The organism is Cellulomonas sp. B6, assembly GCF_001462455.1.
GTDB lineage: Bacteria > Actinomycetota > Actinomycetes > Actinomycetales > Cellulomonadaceae > Cellulomonas.
The window spans coordinates 1-21,140 of sequence record NZ_LNTD01000011.1 but is presented as its reverse complement, the minus strand read 5'-3'; the positions used below and the strand labels follow the sequence as shown (position 1 = coordinate 21,140).

General features: G+C 76.3%; 20 protein-coding genes. 14 read left to right on the top strand and 6 right to left on the bottom strand.

The window, feature by feature from the left end; translation table 11 throughout:
- Together ATM99_RS00805 and ATM99_RS00800 are read left to right on the top strand one after the other, a co-directional pair.
- The coding region (locus ATM99_RS00805) for a DUF4190 domain-containing protein (protein ID WP_150118036.1) at nt 1-880 on the top strand (880 nt) is incomplete at its 5' end.
- A gap of 137 nt (nt 881-1,017) precedes the next feature.
- Nucleotides 1,018-1,467 (top strand): septum formation family protein, encoded by a 450-nt coding sequence (locus ATM99_RS00800; RefSeq protein WP_062101060.1) that lies wholly within the window; start codon nt 1,018-1,020, stop codon nt 1,465-1,467.
- Between the two features lie 6 nt (nt 1,468-1,473).
- Here the strand turns inward: ATM99_RS00800 and ATM99_RS00795 are convergent, their stop codons facing one another.
- Both ATM99_RS00795 and clpB read right to left on the bottom strand, forming a co-directional pair.
- Nucleotides 1,474-2,208, bottom strand: a complete 735-nt coding sequence (locus tag ATM99_RS00795) for a DedA family protein (RefSeq protein WP_223304744.1) — start codon at nt 2,206-2,208, stop codon at nt 1,474-1,476.
- 57 nt (nt 2,209-2,265) lie between these two features.
- Entirely contained in the window at nt 2,266-4,866 is a 2,601-nt protein-coding gene (gene clpB / locus ATM99_RS00790; RefSeq protein ID WP_062101058.1) for an ATP-dependent chaperone ClpB, read from the bottom strand.
- A gap of 168 nt (nt 4,867-5,034) precedes the next feature.
- On the opposite strand from clpB, the gene ATM99_RS00785 reads away from it, so the two are divergent.
- The 3 genes from ATM99_RS00785 to ATM99_RS00775 all read left to right on the top strand — a co-directional run bounded on the left by ATM99_RS00785 (nt 5,035) and on the right by ATM99_RS00775 (nt 6,478).
- On the top strand, nt 5,035-5,307 hold the full coding sequence (locus ATM99_RS00785) for a type II toxin-antitoxin system VapB family antitoxin (protein ID WP_046529992.1): 273 nt from the start codon (nt 5,035-5,037) through the stop codon (nt 5,305-5,307).
- Nucleotides 5,304-5,705 (top strand): type II toxin-antitoxin system VapC family toxin, encoded by a 402-nt coding sequence (locus ATM99_RS00780; RefSeq protein WP_062101057.1) that lies wholly within the window; start codon nt 5,304-5,306, stop codon nt 5,703-5,705. Before ATM99_RS00785 ends, ATM99_RS00780 begins: the two co-directional genes overlap by 4 nt.
- A gap of 116 nt (nt 5,706-5,821) precedes the next feature.
- Complete coding sequence (locus ATM99_RS00775; RefSeq protein WP_062101056.1) at nt 5,822-6,478, top strand: histidine phosphatase family protein; 657 nt, start codon at nt 5,822-5,824, stop codon at nt 6,476-6,478.
- A gap of 48 nt (nt 6,479-6,526) precedes the next feature.
- Here the strand turns inward: ATM99_RS00775 and ATM99_RS19840 are convergent, their stop codons facing one another.
- Entirely contained in the window at nt 6,527-7,405 is an 879-nt protein-coding gene (locus ATM99_RS19840; RefSeq protein ID WP_062101055.1) for a methyl-accepting chemotaxis protein, read from the bottom strand.
- 1 nt (nt 7,406) lies between these two features.
- Nucleotides 7,407-7,952: a PAS domain-containing protein gene (locus ATM99_RS00765; protein ID WP_062101054.1), complete on the bottom strand. Its 546-nt coding sequence runs from the start codon at nt 7,950-7,952 to the stop codon at nt 7,407-7,409.
- 187 nt (nt 7,953-8,139) lie between these two features.
- Here ATM99_RS00765 and ATM99_RS00760 point away from each other — a divergent pair, with 187 nt between their 5' ends.
- A complete protein-coding gene (locus ATM99_RS00760) occupies nt 8,140-9,138 on the top strand; it encodes an alpha/beta hydrolase (protein WP_223304743.1) in 999 nt (332 codons plus the stop codon).
- A 43-nt stretch (nt 9,139-9,181) separates the two neighbouring features.
- Here ATM99_RS00760 and ATM99_RS00755 read toward each other — a convergent pair whose 3' ends face one another.
- Entirely contained in the window at nt 9,182-10,237 is a 1,056-nt protein-coding gene (locus tag ATM99_RS00755; RefSeq protein WP_082659098.1) for a cation diffusion facilitator family transporter, read from the bottom strand.
- 109 nt (nt 10,238-10,346) lie between these two features.
- On the opposite strand from ATM99_RS00755, the gene ATM99_RS00750 reads away from it, so the two are divergent.
- From ATM99_RS00750 to ATM99_RS00740, 3 genes are read left to right on the top strand one after another with little or no spacing between them, the layout of a single operon-like run.
- Nucleotides 10,347-11,123 carry a VOC family protein gene (locus ATM99_RS00750; protein WP_150118035.1) on the top strand — a complete coding sequence of 259 codons (777 nt, stop codon included), beginning with the start codon at nt 10,347-10,349 and terminating at the stop codon, nt 11,121-11,123.
- A gap of 46 nt (nt 11,124-11,169) precedes the next feature.
- Entirely contained in the window at nt 11,170-11,895 is a 726-nt protein-coding gene (gene trmB, locus ATM99_RS00745) for a tRNA (guanosine(46)-N7)-methyltransferase TrmB (RefSeq protein ID WP_062101052.1), read from the top strand.
- 11 nt (nt 11,896-11,906) lie between these two features.
- Complete coding sequence (locus tag ATM99_RS00740) at nt 11,907-12,695, top strand: LysR substrate-binding domain-containing protein (protein WP_223304742.1); 789 nt, start codon at nt 11,907-11,909, stop codon at nt 12,693-12,695.
- 34 nt (nt 12,696-12,729) lie between these two features.
- Here the strand turns inward: ATM99_RS00740 and ATM99_RS18760 are convergent, their stop codons facing one another.
- The gene (locus ATM99_RS18760; protein WP_062101050.1) at nt 12,730-15,120 is read right to left on the bottom strand and encodes a LuxR C-terminal-related transcriptional regulator; all 2,391 of its coding nucleotides are present in this window, start codon (nt 15,118-15,120) and stop codon (nt 12,730-12,732) included.
- 268 nt (nt 15,121-15,388) lie between these two features.
- Here ATM99_RS18760 and ATM99_RS00730 point away from each other — a divergent pair, with 268 nt between their 5' ends.
- The 5 genes from ATM99_RS00730 (at nt 15,389) to ATM99_RS00710 (ending at nt 21,084) form a co-directional block, all read left to right on the top strand.
- Nucleotides 15,389-16,108 carry a SipW-dependent-type signal peptide-containing protein gene (locus ATM99_RS00730; RefSeq protein ID WP_062101049.1) on the top strand — a complete coding sequence of 240 codons (720 nt, stop codon included), beginning with the start codon at nt 15,389-15,391 and terminating at the stop codon, nt 16,106-16,108.
- Nucleotides 16,105-16,758 carry a S26 family signal peptidase gene (locus tag ATM99_RS00725; protein WP_062101048.1) on the top strand — a complete coding sequence of 218 codons (654 nt, stop codon included), beginning with the start codon at nt 16,105-16,107 and terminating at the stop codon, nt 16,756-16,758. The genes ATM99_RS00730 and ATM99_RS00725 overlap by 4 nt, the downstream gene beginning before the upstream one ends.
- A 45-nt stretch (nt 16,759-16,803) precedes the next feature.
- Nucleotides 16,804-17,574 (top strand): hypothetical protein, encoded by a 771-nt coding sequence (locus ATM99_RS00720; RefSeq protein ID WP_062101047.1) that lies wholly within the window; start codon nt 16,804-16,806, stop codon nt 17,572-17,574.
- Between the two features lies 1 nt (nt 17,575).
- On the top strand, nt 17,576-19,357 hold the full coding sequence (locus ATM99_RS00715; protein ID WP_062101046.1) for a choice-of-anchor G family protein: 1,782 nt from the start codon (nt 17,576-17,578) through the stop codon (nt 19,355-19,357).
- Nucleotides 19,358-19,512: 155 nt separating this feature from the next.
- Nucleotides 19,513-21,084, top strand: coding sequence for a methyl-accepting chemotaxis protein (locus ATM99_RS00710; RefSeq protein WP_223304741.1), 1,572 nt, complete (start codon nt 19,513-19,515; stop codon nt 21,082-21,084).
- Nucleotides 21,085-21,140 lie beyond the last annotated feature (56 nt).

The window sequence follows — 21,140 nt, the reverse complement described above, 5'->3', positions numbered from 1 at the left end:
GCCGCAGGCCCCCGGGTACGGCACCCCGCCGCCCGCGGGGGGCGGCTACGGCCCGCCGCCGGCCGCTCCCGGGCCGTGGGGTCCGCCCGCGGCACCGGTCGACGGCCTGGCGATCGCCTCGCTCATCACGTCCGGCGCCGGTCTGCTGCTGATGCTCGGCGCGCCCGGCCCGATCGGCATCGGCCTCGGCATCGGGTCGCTCGCGCGCATCAAGCGCACGGGCGCGCGCGGCCGCGGGCTCGCGATCACCGGCATCGTCCTCGGCGGTGTCGGCACGATCGTGCTCGGCTTCATGATCTGGCTGTTCGTCGCGCTCGCCACGTGGGGCTCGAGCACCGCCCAGCAGGCGTCCGAGGCGTTCGGCGGGCAGAGCCTCGAGCAGCTCCTGCAGGACCTCGAGGACAGCAGCGGGAGCGGCAGCGGCTCGTCGGACCTGGACAACCTGTTCGGCGACCTGCAGGACCAGCTCGACCAGCTCGACGACGGCACGGGCGGCGACTCCGCCGCCGCGCTGCCCACGTACACGCTGCCGCAGGACGTCGCGCTGGGCACGTGCTACGAGATCCTGCCCGGCTACTACGACCTGTCCGACGCGGTGGTCGTGCCCTGCGAGCAGGAGCACCAGGCCGAGGTCGTCGCGCTGCTCACGGCGACCGGCGCGCCCGCGACCGACCTCTCGGCCGACGATCCGGTCATGAGCGCGGCGCTCGACCAGTGCACGGCCGCCATCGACGCGATCGACCCGGGCCTGCGCCCGCGCGGCTACTACGACGCGTGGCTGCCGCACCCGGACCAGGTCGCCGCGGGCCAGCTCGTCGGCTACTGCATCGTCGAGGACGACGCGCCCCGGACCGGCTCGCTGCTGGGCGCGACCCCCTGACCTCCGCCGACGGCCCGGGCGGCGACGTCCCGGACGACCTGTACGCCCCGACGTACCACGCACCGGGGTGGCAGGAGGCCGCCGCCGACCGGACGCGCGCCCGGCGGCGGACCCTCACGGTCGCGGCCGGCGTCGGCGTGCTCGTGGTGGTCGCGGTCGCGGCCGTCGTGGGGACGCGTGCGGTCACCGCGGCGCGCAGCCGGCCGCTGCCGGCCGAGGTCACGGAACGCACGTCGGCGCACGTCGTGCAGCTCGTCACGGGCTCGTGCCTCGCGGCGCTGCCGGAGGACGGCGAGGTCGACCGCGTCGACGTCGTGCCCTGCGCGCAGCCGCACGCCGGGCAGGTGGTCGCGCAGTACGAGTTCGACGCCGCGGCCGTGTGGCCCGGTCAGGACGGCGCCGACGCACGCGTGGCGCGCGCGTGCGTCCTGAGCGCCGAGGAGGAGGCCGCGGGCGTGCGGGTCGTCACGTGGGCCCCCACGGAGCAGGGCTGGGACGGCGGCGACCGGACCGGCCTGTGCCTCGCGGTGCCGACGGCGCCGGTCACGGGGTCGTTCCTCGACGGGACGGCGACGCCCGCGGGCTGACGCGCGTCAGCCGTCGGCGGGGCCCCCGTCCCCCTCGCGCGCCGCGCGGGCGGCGCGTCGCCGCTGCTCCCGTGCGCCCGTGCGCGCCCAGACGAAGTGCACGACGACGCCGACGATGACGACGTACACGGCGGCGTTGAGCCAGTCGCTGTAGCGGCCGACGTCCTCCCACTGCGAGCCGAGCAGGTACCCGGCCCACACGAGCCCGCCGTTCCAGACGGTCGAGCCGACGAGCGTGTAGAGCGAGAAGCGCCAGAACGGCATCCGCTCGACACCCGCGGGGACCGAGATGAGGCTGCGCACCACGGGGACGCAGCGGCCGACGAGCACGGCGACGCCGCCGTGGCGCTCGAACCAGCCCTCGGCACGGTCGAGGTCCTCGACCTCCATGAGCGGGATGCGCTCGAGCCAGCGGCGGATGCGGTCGCGCCCGACCCACGCGCCGAGGCCGTACAGCGCCCACGCGCCGACCAGCGCGCCGAGGGTCGCGGCGACGACGGCCCACGCGAGCGACATGCCGCCCTGCGACGCGACGTACCCGGCGACGGGCAGGACGACCTCGGACGGGATGGGCGGGAAGAGGTTCTCGAGCGCGACCAGCAGGCCGACGCCGACGGGGCCGAGCGTGTCGATGACCTGCACGACCCACCCCGCGAGGCCGGTGAGCTCGGTGCCGGCACCGGCCGCGGCGTGCAGGACGGTGGCGGGCGCGGGCGGCAGCATGACGACGGATGCTGCCACGCCATCCTGCGGTGCGCGCGTCGACCCCGCCGGACGGGCGGGGTCGACGCGGACCGGTCAGCGCGTCGCGTGCACCGTCAGACCGCCGTCGGCGAGGTCGACGTGGACGGTGTCGCCGTCGCGCACCTCGCCCGCGAGCAGGCTGCGCGCGAGCCGGTCGCCGATCTCCTTCTGCACCAGGCGGCGCAGCGGGCGCGCGCCGTACGCGGGGTCGTAGCCCTCGAGCGCGAGCCACTCGCGCGCACCCTCGGAGACGTCGAGCGTGAGACGACGGTCCGCGAGCCGCTGCGCGAGCGCGTCGACCTGCAGGTCGACGATCCGCCCGATCTCCGCGATCGTCAGCGCGTCGAACAGCACGACGTCGTCGAGCCGGTTGAGGAACTCCGGCTTGAACGCCGCCCGCACGGCGCCCATGACGGCGTCACGCTTCGACGCCTCGTCGAGCGTCGGGTCGACGAGGAACTGCGAGCCGAGGTTCGACGTCAGCACGAGGATGACGTTGCGGAAGTCGACCGTGCGGCCCTGGCCGTCCGTCAGGCGCCCGTCGTCGAGCACCTGCAGCAGCACGTCGAACACCTCGGGGTGCGCCTTCTCGACCTCGTCGAGCAGCACGACCGAGTACGGCCGGCGCCGCACGGCCTCGGTGAGCTGACCGCCCTCCTCGTAGCCGACGTACCCCGGGGGTGCGCCGACGAGCCGGGCGACCGAGTGCTTCTCGCCGTACTCGCTCATGTCGATGCGCACCATGGCGCGCTCGTCGTCGAACAGGAAGTCCGCGAGCGACTTCGCGAGCTCGGTCTTGCCGACGCCGGTGGGCCCGAGGAACAGGAACGAGCCGGTCGGACGGTCGGGGTCGGAGATCCCGGCCCGCGCGCGGCGCACAGCGTCGGACACGGCCGCGACGGCCTTCTGCTGCCCGATGAGCCGCTCGCCCAGGACGTCCTCCATGCGCAGGAGCTTCTGCGTCTCGCCCTCGAGCAGCCGACCCGCGGGGATGCCGGTCCAGGCGGCGACGACCTCGGCGACCTCGTCGGGCCCGACCTTCTCGGCGATCATCGGGGTCTGCTCGGTCGCGAGCTCGCCGTCGAGCGCCGCCTCGGACGCCTCGGCGTCGGCGATCTCCTTCTCGACCGCGGGGATCTCGCCGTACATGATCCGCCCGGCGGTCGCGAGGTCGCCGTCGCGCTGCGCACGGTCGGCGTCGGCGCGCAGCTGGTCGAGCCGCGCCCGCAGGTCGCCGACCCGGTTGTGGCCGGCCTTCTCCTTCTCCCACCGCGCGTTGAGCGCCGCGAGCTCCTCGCGGCGGTCGGCGAGGTCGGCGCGCAGCTTCTCGAGCCGGTCGCGCGACGCGGGGTCGTCGGCCGTCTCGAGGAACTGCTCCTCCATCTCCAGGCGCGTGACGGCGCGCTGCAGCTCGTCGATCTCGACGGGCGAGGAGTCGAGCTCCATGCGCAGCCGCGACGCGGCCTCGTCGATGAGGTCGATGGCCTTGTCGGGCAGCTGACGGCCGGTGATGTACCGGTCGGACAGGGTCGCGGCGGCGACGATCGCACCGTCGGAGATCTCGACGCGGTGGTGCGCGGCGTACCGCTCGCGCAGGCCGCGCAGGATCGCGACGGTGTCCTCGACCGACGGCTCGCCGACGAAGACCTGCTGGAAGCGGCGCTCGAGCGCGGGGTCCTTCTCGATGCGCTCGCGGTACTCGTCGAGCGTGGTGGCGCCGACCAGGCGCAGCTCGCCGCGGGCCAGCATGGGCTTGAGCATGTTCCCCGCGTCCATCGCTCCCTCGCCGCCGGCGCCCGCGCCGACCACGGTGTGGAGCTCGTCGATGAACGTGATGATCTGCCCGTCGGAGCCGGTGATCTCGGCCAGCACGGCCTTGAGCCGCTCCTCGAACTCGCCGCGGTACTTGGCGCCGGCGACCATCGAGGCCAGGTCGAGCGAGACGAGCGTCTTGCCGCGCAGCGACTCGGGGACGTCGCCCGCGACGATGCGCTGCGCGAGGCCCTCGACGACGGCGGTCTTGCCGACGCCGGGCTCGCCGATGAGCACGGGGTTGTTCTTGGTGCGGCGCGAGAGCACCTGCACGACGCGGCGGATCTCGGCGTCGCGGCCGATCACGGGGTCCAGACGACCCTCGCGGGCGCGCTGCGTGAGGTCGACGCCGTACTGCTCGAGCGCCTTGTACGTGCCCTCGGGGTTGGGGCTCGTGACGCGCCCGTTGCCACGCACGGTGGGCAGCGCGGCGACGAGCGCGTCGCGCGAGGCGCCGGCGGCGCGCAGCGCGTCGGCGACGCCGGACTGCCCGGCCGCGAGGCCGATGAGCAGGTGCTCGGTGGACACGTAGTCGTCGCCGAGCGAGCGGGCCTCGGCGTTGGCGGCCTCGATCGCGGCGGCGGTCTGGCGTGACGCGCTGGGCTGCGCGACGGACGAGCCGGTCGAGGACGGCAGGTTGACGAGGATGCCGCGCACCGCGCGCCCGAGCGCGCCGCGGTCGGCTCCGACGGCGTCGAGCAGGCCGTTGGCGACGCCGCCGTCCTGGCGCAGCAGCGCGTCGAGGACGTGGGCCGGCTCGAGCTGGGGGTTGCCGGCGGCGCTCGCGGACTGGATGGCGTCGCCGAGCGCCTCCTGCGAGCGGGTCGTGAACTTCGCGTCCAAGGGTTCCTCCTGTGCGGGTGACGCACGTCGTCGGGATGTGTCTGCCAGTCCCAACCACTGACGAACTTGAGTCTATTCCGCTCAACTTCACGCGTCACGTCGACCACGGAGCACCGACGGGACGTCTACCACGGTAGACACGACGAGGCACCTCGGTAGAATCGGCCCATGTCGCTCAACATCAAGAACGAGCGGACCCACGCGCTCGTCCGCCGCCTCGCGCACCTCACGGGCCAGTCGCAGACCGCGGCGGTCGAGGACGCGGTCGCGCGGCGCCTGGCCGAGGTCGAGTCCCTGGCGCCGACGGGGCACGTCGACACCCGCTGGGTCGACGTGCAGCACCTGCTCGTCGAGTACCGGGCCGACCTGACCCCGCAGGACCGGGCCCGCATCGCCGACGCCGACGCCGACCTGTACGACGAGCTGGGGCTGCCCCGGTGATCGTCGACACGTCGGCCGTCGTCGCGATCCTGCTCGGGGAGCCGCACGCCGAGGCGCTCGCCCGCACCGTCCTGCGCGCCCCCCGCGCGCGCATGTCCGCCGCGACGTTCGTCGAGCTGTCGGCCGTCGTGGCGCAGCGCGGCGCCCCGCAGCAGCGGCGACGCGTCGAGCACCTCCTCGACCGGCTGGGCGTCGAGGTCGTCGCCCTCACCCCCGAGCACGCGCGCCTCGCGGCCGAGGCCTACCGCGAGTTCGGCCGTGGCAGCGGGCACCCGGCGCGCCTCGACCTCGGGGACTGCTTCTCCTACGCGCTCGCGTCCGCGCTCGACGAGCCCCTGCTGTTCGTCGGGGACGACTTCGCACGGACCGACCTGCGCGCGGCGTGGTCGCCGGGCTGACGGACCCGCAGGTGCCCGCCGCCCACGCGTCGGCCCGCTGTCACGCCGTCGTCACCGCCCCGCCACCCACGGCTCCTAGCGTCGGGCGCGACCGACGAGCAGAGAGCAGGGCACCGATGACCCTCACCATGACCCTCGTCCGCCACGGGCGGACCCACTTCAACGCGCGCCGCATCCTGCAGGGCCGCTGCGACTCCCCCCTCACGCGCGACGGCCGAGCCGGCGTCCGGACCACCGCGCGCCACCTCGCCGCGACGCCGTTCGCCGCCGCGTGGGCGTCGCCGTCGGGACGCGCCGTCGCGACGGCCGTCGAGCTGCTGCGCCACCACCCCGACGTGCCGCTGCGCACCGACCCCGGCCTGCTGGAGTACGCGTTCGGCGTGTACGAGCAGAAGGCCGAGCGCGTGCTCGACGAGGTCGTCGCCTGGCCCGACCTCGTCGCCGACGTGCTCGCCGGGACCCACCCCGGCCTGCCGGGCGGCGAGAGCGGCCGCGACTTCATGGACCGCACGCGGGACGTCTTCGCGCGCATCGCGGCGACGCACGACGAGGGTCACGTCCTCGTCGTCGGCCACGGCCTCGCGCTCGGCGCGTACCTCGCGACGGTCGACGACGTGGGCCTGGTCCCCCTGCCCAACGCGTCGGTGTCGACCGTCGAGGTCGAGCGCGACGGCACCGTGCGGCTCACGTCCGTGGCCGTGGACGTCGCGCAGCAGGGCCACGTCGCCGCGCGTCCGATGCGCGTCGCGACCCCGGTGGCGTCGGTCGCCTGACGCGCGGCAGGACGCCGGGCCGGCGTCGCGCCGCGGAGGTCGGGCGGGTCAGATCTGCGCGACCCGCCCGACCTCGTCGCGCAGCTGCTCGGCCAGCCGGGCGAGACCCGCGTCGCCGGCGGCCTGCGCGATCGCGACGACCTGGCCGTCCATCTCCTGCATGACCTCGCCCAGCCCGGCGAGCACCTCGACGCCGTGCGTCGCGGCCTGCTGCGCCGCGGCGACGTCGCCCGCGATCCGGTCGGAGGACGCCGCCGCCTCGTCCGCGAGCCGTCGCACCTCGCCGGCGACGACCGCGAACCCCGCGCCCGCGTGGCCCGCGTGCGCGGCCTCGATGGTCGCGTTGAGCGCGAGCAGGCGCGTGCGTGCCGCGACCTCGCGGATCGTGCCGGCGGCCTCGCCGATCCGGCCCGAGGTGTCCTCGAGCGCGCGCACGGCGGCGCCCGCGGCGTCGACCTGGCTGAGGCCGGCGCGGGACGACTCGGCGAGCGTCGCCGCGGAGGCCCCGAGCTCGACCGACGCGGCGGCGACGTGCGAGGACACCTCGACGGCCTGGTCGACGACCTGGTCCCGCAGCTCCTGCTGACCGGCGAGCTGCGCCGCCGCGGCGGCCAGCGCCTCCCGCGAGCCGTCGATGCGGCGCGCCCCCACCCGGAACGTGCCGGGCAGGCCGCGCGTGAGCAGCCGCCGGTGGTAGCGGCCGTGGGACGCGGCCTCGAGCGTCGCGCCGGACTCGCGCACGTACGCGTCGACGACGTCGAGCACGCGGTTCAGGGAGGTCCGCAGCTCCTCGAGCTCGGGGCCGACGGGCGGCACGCGGCGCTCCAGGTCGCCGTCGGCCGCGGCGCGCAGCACCTGCGTGATGAGCTCCAGCGCCTCGGGCCCGACGCCCGCGGGCGCCTGAGGGGCGGGTGCACGTCGAGCCACGTCAGGCCTCCTCGGAGTCGGAGATGATCGACCACACCAGCTCGTCGTACGTCGTCCCGGCGTCCGCGAGGTGGTCGTGCAGCGCGGCCGTCGACGCCGCGACCGCCGCCTTGGCGGTGGGCTGCGCGCGCTCGACGTCGAGCAGCCGGCGGTACAGCGGCTGCACGGCCGCGACCGCCGACGGCTGCGGCCAGCGCCGGTTCGAGTGGTGCCCGACGATCGCGCCGTCGGGGCCGAAGGTCGGCGTGACGTGCGCGAGCACCCAGTACGACGCGCCGTCGGCCGCGAGGTTGAGCACGTACGCGAACACCTCGTGGCCCGCGGTGATCGCGTCCCACAGCACCTGGAACACCGCGCGCGGCATGTCGGGGTGCCGGATGACGTTGTGGGGCCGTCCGACCAGGTCGGCCTCGGCGTACCCGCTGACCCGCAGGAACACGTCGTTCGCGTACGTGATCCTGCCCCGCGGGTCGGTCTTGGAGACGATGATCTCGTCCCGCCCGAACGTGCGCTCGACTCCGCTGGGGACCACCGGCACCGCGTGCATGCGACCGCCTCTCCGTGGTCGGGCGCCTCCCGGCCGGTGGGTCCATCGGCAGCGCGCGTGCCCGCAGGAGGGGACGTAAGTCCACTTCACCCGGTGTTCACCCGATCTTCCTGGACGCCCGTCCAGGACCGCCGCTCGCGGGACCTCACCCCCGCCGACCACGACGCCGCGTGGCAGGATCGAGCACGTGGCCGACGACGACGCGCGCGCGAGGCGCGACCTGTGGGACCGCGAGACGTCCGACGTGCTCGGCGACCGCTGGCGGTCGCGCACGCTGCACCTGCGGCCCGACGACGTCGCGCGCCGCACCGGCGTCGACCCCGTCGCGACGCTCGTGCGCCGCGTGCCCGACGGTGAGCCGTCGCGACGCGCCGTGCTGTACCTGCACGGGTTCGTCGACTACTTCTTCCAGACGCACGTCGGCGACGCGCTCGCCGCTGCCGGCTGGGACACCTACGCGCTGGACCTGCGCGACCACGGCCGGTCGATCCGGCCCGGGCGGCCGCCCAACGAGACGACCGACCTGGCGGTGTACGCGCAGGAGATCGACGCCGCGGTGCGCGCCGTGCGGCTGGAGCACGACGACGTCGTGCTGCTGGGCCACTCGACGGGCGGCCTCACGGCCGCGCTCTGGGCAGACGCGCGGCGCGGGCTCGGGCTCGTCGACGCGCTCGTGCTGAACTCGCCGTGGCTGGACCTGCGCGGCTCGTGGACCGAGCGGGCGGTCGTGACGCGCGTGATCGACCGCGTCGGACGCGTCGCGCCGCAGGTCCGGCTGCGGAGCCTGGCACCGCACTACGGCCGCGCGCTGCACGCCGCGACGGGCGGCGAGTGGGACTACGACCTGACCTGGAAGCCGCACGAGGGCTTCCCGGTGCGGGCGGGCTTCGTCCGCACGGTGCGTCGCGGGCACGCGCGCGTGGCCCGCGGGCTGACGATCGACGTGCCCGTGCTCGTGCTCGCGTCCGACGCGGCCGGGCCCGACGACGTCGAGCACGACGCGCTGCTGTCGACCGACTCGGTGCTCGACCCCGCGCAGATCGCCGCCCGTGCGCACCTGCTGGGGACCGACGTGACGTACGTCGAGGTGCCGGGCGGTGCGCACGACCTCGCGCTGTCCGCGCCCGACGTGCGCGAGCGGTACCTGGGCGAGGTCGTGACGTTCCTGCACGAGCGCGTCGGCTGAGGCCCGGCGTCCTGACGGCCCGGGCGGGTGACCACCCGTCGGCTCAGGCGGGCGGCGGCACGAGCGACGGCTCGTGCGGCTCTGCCAGCGACAGCACGACGCCGACGACGCCGGGGATCGCACGCACGTCCCGCTCGACCGCGGCGAGCAGGTGCGACGCCTCCTCCTCCCCCGGGTCGCCCACGAGGTCGACGGCCCCGGTGAGCAGCACGCGCCGCGCACCGACGACCTCGATGTGCAGCTGCGTGACGCGGGCGACCTGCGGCAGCGCGAGCAGACGCCGCAGCGCCGCGGCCTGCAGCACGGGGTCCACGGTCTCGCCGACCAGGAAGCGCAGGTTGCGGCCGATGAGCACGAACGCGACGTACCCGAGCAGCAGCCCGACGAGGATCGACCCGACCGCGTCGGGCACGCTCGAGCCCGTGACCTCGTGCGCCGCGATGCCCGCGGCGGCGATGACGATGCCGACCAGCGCGGCCGCGTCCTCGAAGAACACGGCCCTCACGGTCGGGTCGGACGTCGCGAGCACCTGCTCCAGCAGGCCCCGCTCGCGGCGGCGCGCCTCGGCGCGCGACTGCCGCCACGCCTGCACGAACGACACCGACTCGAGCACGAACGCGATCGCGAGCACGAGGTACGCGACCGGGAAGTCGGTCGCCGGCTCGGGGTGGAGGAGCTCCTGCACGCCGTGCGTGACCGACACCCCGGCCCCGACCGCGAACAGCCCGATCGCGGCGAACATCGACCACACGTAGACCTCGCGGCCGTACCCGAACGGGTGCGCGGCGTCCGGGGCGCGGGCGGCGCGGCGCTGCGCGACCAGCAGGAATACCTCGTTGCCGGTGTCCGCCCACGAGTGCGCGGCCTCGGCGAGCATCGACGCCGCGCCCGTCAGCACGGCCGCGACCGTCTTGGCGACGGCGACGAGCGCGTTGGCCGCGAGCGCGAGCACGACTGTGAGCGTGGACTCGCCGCCCGGCTCGTCGTCGCCGGGCGGCGTCAGCGCGTCGAGCGCGTCGCCCGCGGGCGCCTCGTCGCCGTCCGCGGCACCCTCGGGGGCGGTGCGGTCGGGCGGTGACGGGCGCGTGACGTCGGTCATGGTCCTGGCGTAGCACGCGGACCCGTGGTGCGCGACGCGGGCACGAGTGGTTGGCTGTGCTCCGCCGCCGCGGTCCCGCGCGCGGCCCTCGACCCGCAGGAGCCGTGCCGTGACCCTGAGCCCCAGCCCATGGCCCGCCGGCGTCCCCGGCTGGGCGGACATGGTCGTCACGGAGCTCGCGCCCACGCAGCGGTTCTACGGCGGCCTGCTGGGCTGGCAGTTCGTGGTCGGCGGGCCCGAGACGGGCGGGTACGTCACGGCGACGCTCGACGGCTGCGCGGTCGCCGGCCTCGCGGTCGCCGACGTGCCGAGCCCCGCGGGGTGGTGCGTCTACCTCGCGACCGACGACGTCAGCGCGAGCACCGCGCGCGCCGTCGAGGCCGGTGCCACCGTCCTCATGGGCCCCACCACCGAGCTCGACCTGGGCCGCCGCGCGGTGCTGATCGACCCGACCGGTGCCACCGTCGGGCTGTGGGAGTCGGGCCGGCAGACGGGCTGGGAGGTCACCGACGTGCCCGGCGCGTTCGTGTGGGCCGAGCAGATGTCGCACGACCCGGCCGCCGCGCGCCGCTTCTACACGGCCCTGTTCGGGTACGAGCAGCAGGACATGAGCGCGCCCGACTTCACGTACACGTCGCTCGGCATCGGCGGCTCGCCCGCCGCGGGCGTCGGCGGCTACGGGCCCGGCGCGGGCGACGTGCCCGCCGCGTGGACCTGGTACGTCGCGGTCGAGGACGCCGACGCGATCGCGCCCCTGGTCGCCCACCTCGGCGGCGAGGTGGTCAGCGGCCCCGAGGACACGCCCTACGGGCGCGTGCTGCTGGTCCGCGGGCCTGCGGGCGAGGTCCTCGCGCTGGTCGAGCAGCCGGACGACGCGACCGCCTGACGCTCGCCGGAGCGGGCCACGGAGCACGGCTGCGTAGGGTGGGCCCGTGCGGCCCGACGTCTTCACCCACCGCGCGTCGCGACCCCACGAGCCGCTGCGCACGTTCCACCCGCGCCGCGCACCCCTGGGGCGGGACCGCACCGACGCGCTCGAGCGGCTCTTCGACCGCTGGGGCTTCTCGGTCGACAACGACCGCGTGCCGCCGCCGCGCACGCCCGACGGGCTGCTCGACACGGCCGCGCTGTTCGGCCGCACCGCGCCGCTGGTCGTCGAGATCGGCTCGGGCATGGGCGACGCGACCGCCGCGATGGCCGCCGCCGACCCCGACCGCGACTGGCTCGCGGTCGAGGCGCACCTGCCGGGCGTCGCCGCGCTGCTGCTGCTCGTCGAGCGCGAGGGCCTGACGAACGTGCGGGTCGCGCACGGCGACGCGCTGCGCCTGCTGCGCACCGCGGTCGCACCCGGGTCGCTCGACGCGGTGCACGCGTTCTTCCCCGACCCGTGGCCCAAGGCCCGCCACCACAAGCGCCGCCTCGTGCAGCCCGCGCACGTCGCGCTGCTGCGCGACCGGCTGCGCGTCGGCGGCACGCTGCACGTCGCGACCGACTGGGCGGACTACGCGACGCAGATGGTCGACGTGCTCACCGCCGACCCCGACCTGACCGGCGGCGCGGTCGGGCGGCCCGCGCACCGGCCCGTGACGCGGTTCGAGCAGCGTGGCCTCGACCTGGGCCACGAGGTCACCGACGTCGTCGTGCGGCGCGTCCGGTGAGGCTGCTCCTGGTGCCCGGCACCAGCCCCGACCGGTGGTCGCGCGTGTGGCGCGAGCGCCTGCCCGACGACCCGCTCGACGTCGTGCACGCCGAGCCCGCCGCCGCGGTCGCCGCGGTGCTCGCGGGCGACATCGACGCGGCCGTGCTGCGACTGCCGCCCGCACCCGCCGACGGCGCGGCACTCACGCCGCCCCCGGGCCTGCCCACGACGACGCCCACGACGCGCGACGGCTGGGCGGTCGTGCCGCTGTGGACCGAGACGACCGTCGTCGTCGTGCCTGCCGACCACGTGCTCACGGTCGTCGACGAGGTCGACGTCGCGGACCTCGCGGGGGAGACGCTGCTGATCCCCGCGGACGACGTGCTCGGGTGGACGCCGCCCGGCGTCGACGTCGTCGAGGTGCCGGACGCCGCGACGGGCGCCGACCTCGTCGCGAGCGGCGCCGGGCTGCTCGTCGTGCCGCACGCGCTCGCGCGCCTGCACGACCGGCGCGGCACGACCGTGCGCCCCGTGCCCGACGCGCCCGGGTCACGGCTCGCGCTCGTGTGGCGGACCGACGCCGAGCACCCGCACGCGCAGGAGCTCGTCGGGATCGTGCGCGGCCGCACCGCGGGCAGCTCGCGCGGGGACGCGCCGTCGGCCGGCGGGGACCGCGGCGGGCGCGGCACCGGTCGGGGTGGGCCCGACGGCCGCGGCGGCGACGCGCCGACGCCGCGGCGGACGGGCCGGCCGACGCCCCGCACCCCGGGACGCGGCGACGGACGCCCCCGCGGCGGCGGGGGCCGACGCACGCGCTGACACCCGCCCCGGCGGCCACGGGCACGACGAGGCGTCACCCCCGCCGACCGACGCCGGTGGTCACCACCACCCGGGCGAGCTCGCGCCGCGACGGGATCCCGAGCTTGCGGCACGCGTGGTAGACGTGCGACTCGACCGTCCGCACGGAGAGCACCAGCCGGTCCGCGACCTCGCGGTTCGTCAGCCCCTGACCCACGAGCAGGGCGACCTCGAGCTCACGGTCCGACAGCACGGCGTCGACGCGGCCCGGCACGGACGCCCCGGCGTCGGCGTCCGGCGCGATCCCGACACGCCCGCCCGCCACGGTCAGTCGCTGCACGATCCGTTCGAGGCGCGGCGCCGCCGCGACGGCCGCACGCACCGGCTTCAGGTCGACCGGCGTCGCGTCGTGCGCCGCGGGCCACGCCTCGACCACGCGCGCCCCCATGTCGACCAGCGGGAAGGCGCGGTGCTCGGCCGGTACCGTCGCGAGCGTGCGCCGTGCACCGGCGTCGTCCCCGAGCGCCGCCCGTGACGACCCGAGCGCGCAGACCAGCAGGGCCCGCAGCACCCCGGCCTGGCCGGCGGGCATGCGTGAGGCCGCGGCCGCGAGCTCCTCGACGACCGCGGCACCGTCGCCACGGTCGAACGCGAGGCACGCCCACGCGACGTTGACGAGCCCGATCTCCGCCGGGCCGCCGCGGACCCCGGCGGCGAGCGTGCACGCGACCACCCAGTCCTCGAGGTCGTCGGGGCGGTGACCGCCCAGGGCCGCAGCGGCCGCGAGCACACACAGCGCCCACAGCTCGTCGCCGAGGCCGACCGTGCGCCCGCCGACCGGGTCGCGCAGCAGCGCGCGCGTCTCCCGCGCGAGCCGCTCCGCCTCGGGGTGCGCACCCAGCACGACGGCCGCGAACGTCGCGAGCGCGGCCGCCCGCACCGCCGTCCGCGGGTGCGCGGCACCGTCGAGCGCGTGGCGCGCCGCGATCAGCGCGCGGTCCCAGTCGAGCACGAGCGCCGCCCGCTCGGCGCGCAGCAGCACCAGCTCGGCCCGCGCGACGCCCCGCACGTGCTCGGGGAAGGTCGGCACCTCGACGCGCGCGTCGGGAGGCATCCACCGCACGAGGTCCGTCCAGCAGCGCACGTACCGCAGGAGGCTCGACGGCCCGAGCCGCTCGGGCTCGACGCGTTCGAGCTCGACGCGCGCCCGCGCGTCCTCGCGCAGCGCGAGCAGCGCGACCGCGCGCTCGAGCAGCACCTCGGGCGCGGTGGCGGGCACGCCTGGCATCGTCGTCCACGCGAGCGACCGCTCGTGCCGTCCCGTGCCGTTGGCGTAGCGCGCCGCGCCCACGACCAGGCGCGCCCACGTCGACGGGTGCGCGGCGTTCCACCCCTCGTCGGGCGAGCGCACCGACGCGCGCGCCACCACGAACGACGCGAGCACGTCCGACACCGGGCCCGTCGCCCGCTCCAGCACGTACTGCTCGACACCCGCCAGCACGCCCTCGACCGCGGCGTCGCCGAGCTGCTGCTCGACGACCAGCGCGGTGAGCCGGCGGACGTGCAGCCCGCGCCGGGGGCCGTCGTCGACCATCGCGAGCCGGCGCGTCACCAGGCCGTCGACCCGCTCGGCGCCGAGCACGAGGCACGCCTCGCTGTAAGGCAGGCCCGGCAGGTGCCGCAGCACGACCAGCGCCTCCTGCACGCCGGGCCCGAACGTCCCCGCCTCCGCCGTCAGCGCGTCGCGCAGGCCCGGCACCTCGACGAGGTCCAGCGGCAGCTCCAGCGGGTCGCCGCCGGCGCGGTCGCGGCGCACCGCCTCGGCGACGAGCTCGCGCAGCACGGTGCGCGACCCCCGGGCGCGCGCGACCAGGATGCGCCGGGTCGCGCGGTCCAGCGGGTGCCCGCCGCCGAACGCGTCGACCAGCGCGTCGGCGTCGGCCCGCTCCGGCTCACGCAGGTCGTGCCGCACCAGCCGGTGCGCGAGCCACAGGTCGACCAGCCGGGCGCGGACCGCCACGGCGCGCGCCGGCTCGCCGTCGCGACGCGGCGCGATCGCGAGCACCAGGTGCACGCTGCCGCGCGCGAGGCCCCGCACGAGGCGGTCCACGGTCGTGTCGTCGAGGTCCTCGGCGTCGTCGACGACGACGACGAGCGGTGCCGCGGGCGACGCGGCGTCGAGCCGTGCGACCCCCTCGTCGTCGAGGACGCCCTGCGGGAGCGACGCGAGCGGTGCGGCGGCGCGCAGCACGAGCGGGTCCAGGCCCGCGTCGCGCATGAGCGTCACGACCGCCCGCACGAGGTGCGTCTTGCCCGAGCCCAGCGGCCCCACCAACAGGGCGCCGCGGCCCGTCGTCGCGTCGTCGAGCACCGCGCGCGCGTCGCGGTCCTCGCCGATCACCGTCCCGTCCTGGCCGTCGTGCCGGTCAAGCCGTGTCGTCGTCATGCCGTGCCCCCTGGTCCCCCCTGCCCCCTGCCGACGCGCCGGGGGGAGGCTCGTCCGTCCCACCGTACGTAGTCGCAGGCCTCACCACCGACCGCTACTGGGTTCCTTCACCCATGCCGGACCTGCGAACACGGATCCCTGCGCCCGTCCGGTACGGAACCGTCACGGTGCGTCCGATTCGTCCCTCGGTGCGGACCTAGCGTCCGGGACGTCGTGGACGGAGCACCGCCCACGGCTCCGAGAGGACCGACGACCGGTGGGGTGGGACATGGTGAAGCACGGGACGACGACGAAGGTGGTCGACGAGGGCAGGCGCACGCAGCGGCGTCGCAAGGCGTTCGCGCTCACGGCGGCCGGAACCGTCCTGGGGGTGGGAGGCGTCGCGACGCTCGCGGCGTGGACCGACGTGGAGTGGGTGTTCGGCGGCGACGGCGCCGGCGGCCCCGGCGTCTCGACCTCGACGTTCGAGGTGCAGCAGAACACGACGGCGGCCGTGGACGCAGCCGCGTGGACCGACGAGGAGGACAACCCCGGTGGCGAGATGGTGTTCTCGGCCGCGGCGACCGCGTTCACACCCGGCGACACGACGTACGCACCCGTCGCGCTGCGCACGTCGCCCACGTCCATCGCGGGCGACGTCGACCTGCAGGCCGCGGTGACGGCGACCGGCATCACCGCGGCGGACCCCGGCGGGCTCCTGTTCGACGCGATCGACGTGCGGGTCGCCACCGACGACGCGCCGTTCCTGTGCGACGCGAGCGCGTTCACCGGCGCGCCGGGGGGCCCGACGCTCATCGCCGACGGCGACCTCGGCACGACCGGCGGCTCGGCGACGCAGACGCTCGCGGCGGCGGCCGGCTCGGTGCAGTACTACTGCTTCGAGCTCGAGCTGCCCGACCCGCTGCCGCTGGCACCGGGCACCACGGCCGACGACTACATGGGCCGGTCGATCGCGCCCGCCTGGGCGTTCGCGGGCGAGTCGGCGTGACCACGGGCGAGGTCGACGGCGCGGCCGTCGCGGTGCGGGCTCGGAACCACCGCACCGCCGCGGCCCACCGGCAGGACCGGGCCCTGCACCGGGCGCCGGGGCACGCCCGGACCGGGTGGTCGCTGCGCGACGTCGCGCTCGTGGCCGTCGGGGCGCCCGGCGTGCTGGTGGTCGGGTGGCTCGTGGCCTCCTGGGCGCTGTCGGCCTCGCTCGTCGTGCTGGTCACCGGGTCGATGTCGCCGGGCATGCCGGCCGGCACGGCCGCGGTGGTCCGCACGACCCCGGCGGCCGACCTGCGGGTCGGCGACGTCGTGACCGTGCCGCGCGGCGACGGCGCGCGGGTCACCCACCGCGTCGTCGCGATCGACGACGTGCCGGGGCAGCCGCAGGAGCGGCTCCTGACGCTGCAGGGCGACGCGAACCGGACCACCGACCGCGACCCGTACCGGGTCGCGACGGCGGGTCGCGTCGTCGCGTCGCTGCCGGGTGCCGGGCGCGTGCTCGAGACGGTCCGGCAGCCGGCGGCGGCCGGCGCCGGGGTGCTGCTCGTCGCCGCGCTCGTGGCGTGGGCGCTGTGGCCCGAGCGACCGCGCGACGACGACCGGCGGGCCGTGGGTGCGAGGGGAACCACGGCCCGCCGGACCGCGTGACGGGACGGCGGCCGGGGGCCGAGCGACGACCGGGAGGGGGCGACGATGCGACGGGGCTTCGCGCTGACGGGGACGACCGCCGTGGTGGTCGGTGTCGTGCTGGGGGCGGGATCGGCCGCGACGGCCATGCAGGACGTGCCCGAGACGGGCACGACGGGCCGGCTCGTGCTGTCGTCGTCGCACAGCCCGGCGCAGTTCGTGCTCGCGCCGGGCGAACCGGCGCACTGGCGGGTCGACGCCCGGCTGGAGGACGCCTCGCGCGCCGAGCTGGAGGTCGAGGTCCACAGCAAGGGCGACGTCGCGGAGCACCCGCGCGGGCTCTGGCTCGACGTGCGCCGGTGCGACGTCCCGTGGCAGGAGTCCCCGGGCACGCCGACGTGCGCGGCGGGCGAGCGCGCGATCACCAGGCTCGCCCCGGGAGCGAGCACCGCGGACCCGGGCGCGGGGCCGCTGTTCGCGCTGGACCCCGTGGTCGCGGGCTCGCCCGAGCACCTGCTGGTCTCGCTCGGCGTCGAGGACTCCCCCGAGGCCGCGGCGGACGAGACGCTCATGGGGCTCGACAACGCGGTCGGTCTCGGGCTGCGGGCCGTCGCGATCGACGACGTGCCGGTGCCCACCCCGTCCGCGTCCGCCCCGGCACCCGGGGCTCCCGGTACCGGGGCACCACCCGTCGCCGGCGGCCCCGGCGGGCGGCTGCCGCGCACCGGCGACGACCCCGTGCTGCTGGCGCTGGCGGCCGCGGCGTCGCTCGGGCTCGGCGCTGGCCTGCTGCGGGCCGCGCGTCGCCCCGCACCGTCGACATCGAGGAGAGGCTGACATGCGCGCTGCCGTCCGGGCCCTCGTGGCCGCCGCCGCGGCCGCTGCGGTGGCCGCCCCCGCCGTCGTCTCGACGTCGACCGCCGCGTGGCGCGAGGACGAGTGGACGCACGGGCTGACCGCGACGTCGTCGCTGCGCTGCGGCCAGGACGAGCGGTTCGCGGCGACCTCCGCGGGCCGCTTCCTGTCCGGCAGCCTGCTCGGGACGGACCTCGACCCGGTCGCCGCGCTGCAGGGGGTCCGCCTGACGCGCACCGCGGACGGCACGCTCACGGTCGCGCCGCCGACCGCGATCGACCCCGGCTCGTCGGCACCCACGGCGACCCGGCTCAACCCGTTGACGGCGAGCGCCCTGAGCGTGGTCGGCCTCGACCTCACGGGCCTGGGCGTCGGGCTGCCGGTCGGCTCGGCGGGAGCCCTCAACCAGTACGCGCAGGTCTCGGGCCACGGCACGGCCGCCGGCGCCGCGGGACTGGTGAGCGACAGCGGTGGCGTCCAGGTGACGCCGACGACCCCGTCGGACCAGCTGCCCGGCCCGGCCTACGTGTCGCTCGGCACGCTGCTGCCGGCGATCACCAACCTCGCCGACGCGCAGCTGCGGGTCGGCGCGGTCGCGTCGAGCGCGCAGCTCGACGGCTGCGCCGACCTGCGCGCGATGCTCTGGGGCGACGGCGTGGTGACCGGGGCGACGCGCAGCTACGGGGTCGCCGACCTCGGGCTGCGGACGACCAGCCCCGTGCTGGGGCAGCTCGTGCAGGCGGTGAACGCCACGGTCGGCACGGTGCAGACCAACCTGGGGACGCTCGGAGGCACGTCGGGGCCGATCGCCGCGGCGATCCGCACCGGCCTGCTGGGGCAGCTCGGCGCCGGGCTGACTCTCGCACCGCTGTCCGGCACGGTCACGGTCTCCACGCCGAACGTCGCGGGGGCGGTCGCCCCCCTGCTCACGGCACCGCTCACCGACGGCGTGGTCACGCTGAACCTGTCGTCCGGCGTGATCGACGTCGACCTCGACGCGCTGCTCGGCTACGCGCCGGGCGCGCTCAGCAGCCAACCACCCAACACCGAGGTCGTGCTGAACGCCGCGGTGCTCAACCCTCTGCTGACGCGGGTCGGTGCGCTGCTCGACACGTGGACGGGGCAGGTGGTCCAGGCGATCCTCACGGCGGTCCGGTCCGCGACCGTGACGGTCGACCTCACCACGACGGTGGCGGCGAGCGCGACCGTGCTCGGCACCCCCACGACGGTGAACGTCGCGGGGGTCCGCGTGCAGCTCACCGCACCCGTCGGGGCGATCCTCGACTCCGCGGCGGGCACCGCGGTGCCGCCGACGGCGACCGTCTCCGTCACGGCGACAGGGATCACCGGCACGGTCGTGAACACCGTCCTCGGCGTCCTCGGGCTCTCGCTGGGCTCGATCACCGGCGCGCTCAACGGCTCGGGTGCGGCGCTGCTGGGACTGGTCGCACCCGTGCTGCGGACCGCGCTGGTCGTGCCCGTCACCACCCTGGGGGCGACGCTCGCGACGCTGTCCGGCACGCTCGTGGCGGCGCTGTCGTCGCTGGTCACGGTGCTGCCGAGCGTCGTCTCGCTCATGCTCAACGTGCAGCCCGACCGCCCCGGCGCGCCGCCGGGCGAGCCGTACACGGCCGGGACGGCGACGAGCACGCCCGAGTACCGCGTGACCGCGCTGCGGCTGGGCCTCGCGCGGTACACGAGCAGCGCGGACGTCGCGCACCTCCGGTTTGCGACGTCGAGCGCCGGGCCCGTGACGGCACCCTGAACGGCCGGCCGGGCGGGACACTCGTCCCGCGCCGCCCGGTTTTCACCCCGCGGTTCACCTCATCGGATGTGCCTCACGGCCGACGGACTGGCACCCGGGTCGTCGTCCGACCGCCCGGGCAGCCGGCAGGGGGCGCCGACGCCCAGGAGGCCATCGTGAGCCAGTTCCGGATCCGCACCCGCATGGCCGCGCTCGTGGTCCTCACCGCGATCGGACTGCTGATCCTCACCGCGGTCGCGGTGGGCGGTGTCGAGCGGCGCATCCTCGCCGAGCGCTCCACCGCGACGCAGCACGTGGTCGAGTCCGCGCTGGGAGTCGTCGAGGCGTGGGCGGCCCGCGCGCAGAGCGGCGAGGTCACGGTCGAGGAGGCGCAGGCCGGCGCCCTCGCGACGATCGGGACCATGCGCTACGGCGGCGACGAGTACTTCTGGGTCAACGACATGGGCCCGACGATGCTCATGCACCCGATCAAGCCCGAGATGGACGGCACACCGCTCGGCGACTACGAGGACCCGGACGGGCTCAAGCTGTTCGTCCGCATGGTCGAGGTCGTCGAGGCCGACGGCGCCGGGACGGTCGCGTACCAGTGGCCCAAGCCGGGCGCCGAGGACCCGCAGCCCAAGATCTCGTACGTCGCGGGCTACGAGCCGTGGGGCTGGGTCGTGGGCTCGGGCATCTACGTCGACGACGTGCAGGCCGCGGCGCTCGCCGACGCGGTGCCCGTGATCGGCGTGTCGCTCGCGGTGCTGCTCGTGCTGGCCGGCGCCGGGATCGCGGTGCAGCGCTCGATCGTGCGTCCCCTCGGGCAGGCCACCGACGCACTCGCGTCGGGCGACTCCAGCGCGCGCCTGGACACCGGCCGCGAGCGCACCGAGCTCGACCGGCTCGCGATGGCGCTCAACGGGACCCTCGACCGCACGACGGCCGCGACGACCGAGGTGACGACCTCGGCGCGTGCCGTCGCCGAGGCCGCCGCGACGCTCGTCGGGTCCTCGCAGGAGCTCACGGTCGCGGTGCAGGAGTCGACGGAGCAGCTGCGCGGCGTGTCGGTCGGCGCGGGCGAGGTCGCCGACCGCGTCGAGTCCGTCGCGGCGGGCGCTCACCAGATGGACGCGTCGATCGGCGAGATCTCCCGCACCACCGCCGACGCGGCCGCGATCGCCGCCGACGCCGTGCGGATCGCCGAGGAGACGCAGCGCTCGGTCGCCGAGCTCGGCGAGTCCTCGGCGCAGATCGGCTCGGTCGTCAAGGTCATCACGGGCATCGCCGAGCAGACCAACCTGCTCGCGCTCAACGCGACCATCGAGGCCGCGCGCGCGGGCGAGGCCGGCAAGGGGTTCGCCGTCGTCGCGGGCGAGGTCAAGGACCTCGCGCAGGCCACGGCCCGCGCGACCGGGCAGATCGGCGACCAGGTCGACCAGATCCAGTCGGCCGTGAGCCGTGCGGTCGAGGAGATCTCGCGGATCAGCGACGTCGTGTCCCGCATCGACGACTACCAGACGACCATCGCGGGCGCCGTCGAGGAGCAGACCGCGACGACCGCGCAGATGGCGCAGGCCGTCGCGGAGGCCGCGCGCGCAGGCCGCGGCATCGAGTCCGGGATCGGCGGCGTCGAGGAGCGGCAGGAGCGCTCGCTCGACGGGATCGCGACGATCCGCACCGCCGCCGACGAGCTCTCGGGCACCGCGCGCCGCCTCGAGGAGTCCGTCGCGGCGCTGCGCGCCTGACGCCACCGCCCCATCACGGCGGCCGAGTGCGGGCTTCAGCCGCTCCTGCGCCCTCG

Bases quoted from the DNA above. Each gene is read 5' to 3' on its own strand.
- ATM99_RS00730 (WP_062101049.1), top strand. From the start codon at position 15,389: ATGGTGAAGCACGGGACGACGACGAAGGTGGTCGACGAGGGCAGGCGC.
- ATM99_RS00755 (WP_082659098.1), bottom strand. From the start codon at position 10,237: ATGACCGACGTCACGCGCCCGTCACCGCCCGACCGCACCGCCCCCGAG.
- ATM99_RS00765 (WP_062101054.1), bottom strand. From the start codon at position 7,952: ATGCACGCGGTGCCGGTGGTCCCCAGCGGAGTCGAGCGCACGTTCGGG.
- ATM99_RS00775 (WP_062101056.1), top strand. From the start codon at position 5,822: ATGACCCTCACCATGACCCTCGTCCGCCACGGGCGGACCCACTTCAAC.
- ATM99_RS00715 (WP_062101046.1), top strand. From the start codon at position 17,576: ATGCGCGCTGCCGTCCGGGCCCTCGTGGCCGCCGCCGCGGCCGCTGCG.
- ATM99_RS00720 (WP_062101047.1), top strand. From the start codon at position 16,804: ATGCGACGGGGCTTCGCGCTGACGGGGACGACCGCCGTGGTGGTCGGT.
- ATM99_RS00785 (WP_046529992.1), top strand. From the start codon at position 5,035: ATGTCGCTCAACATCAAGAACGAGCGGACCCACGCGCTCGTCCGCCGC.
- ATM99_RS18760 (WP_062101050.1), bottom strand. From the start codon at position 15,120: ATGACGACGACACGGCTTGACCGGCACGACGGCCAGGACGGGACGGTG.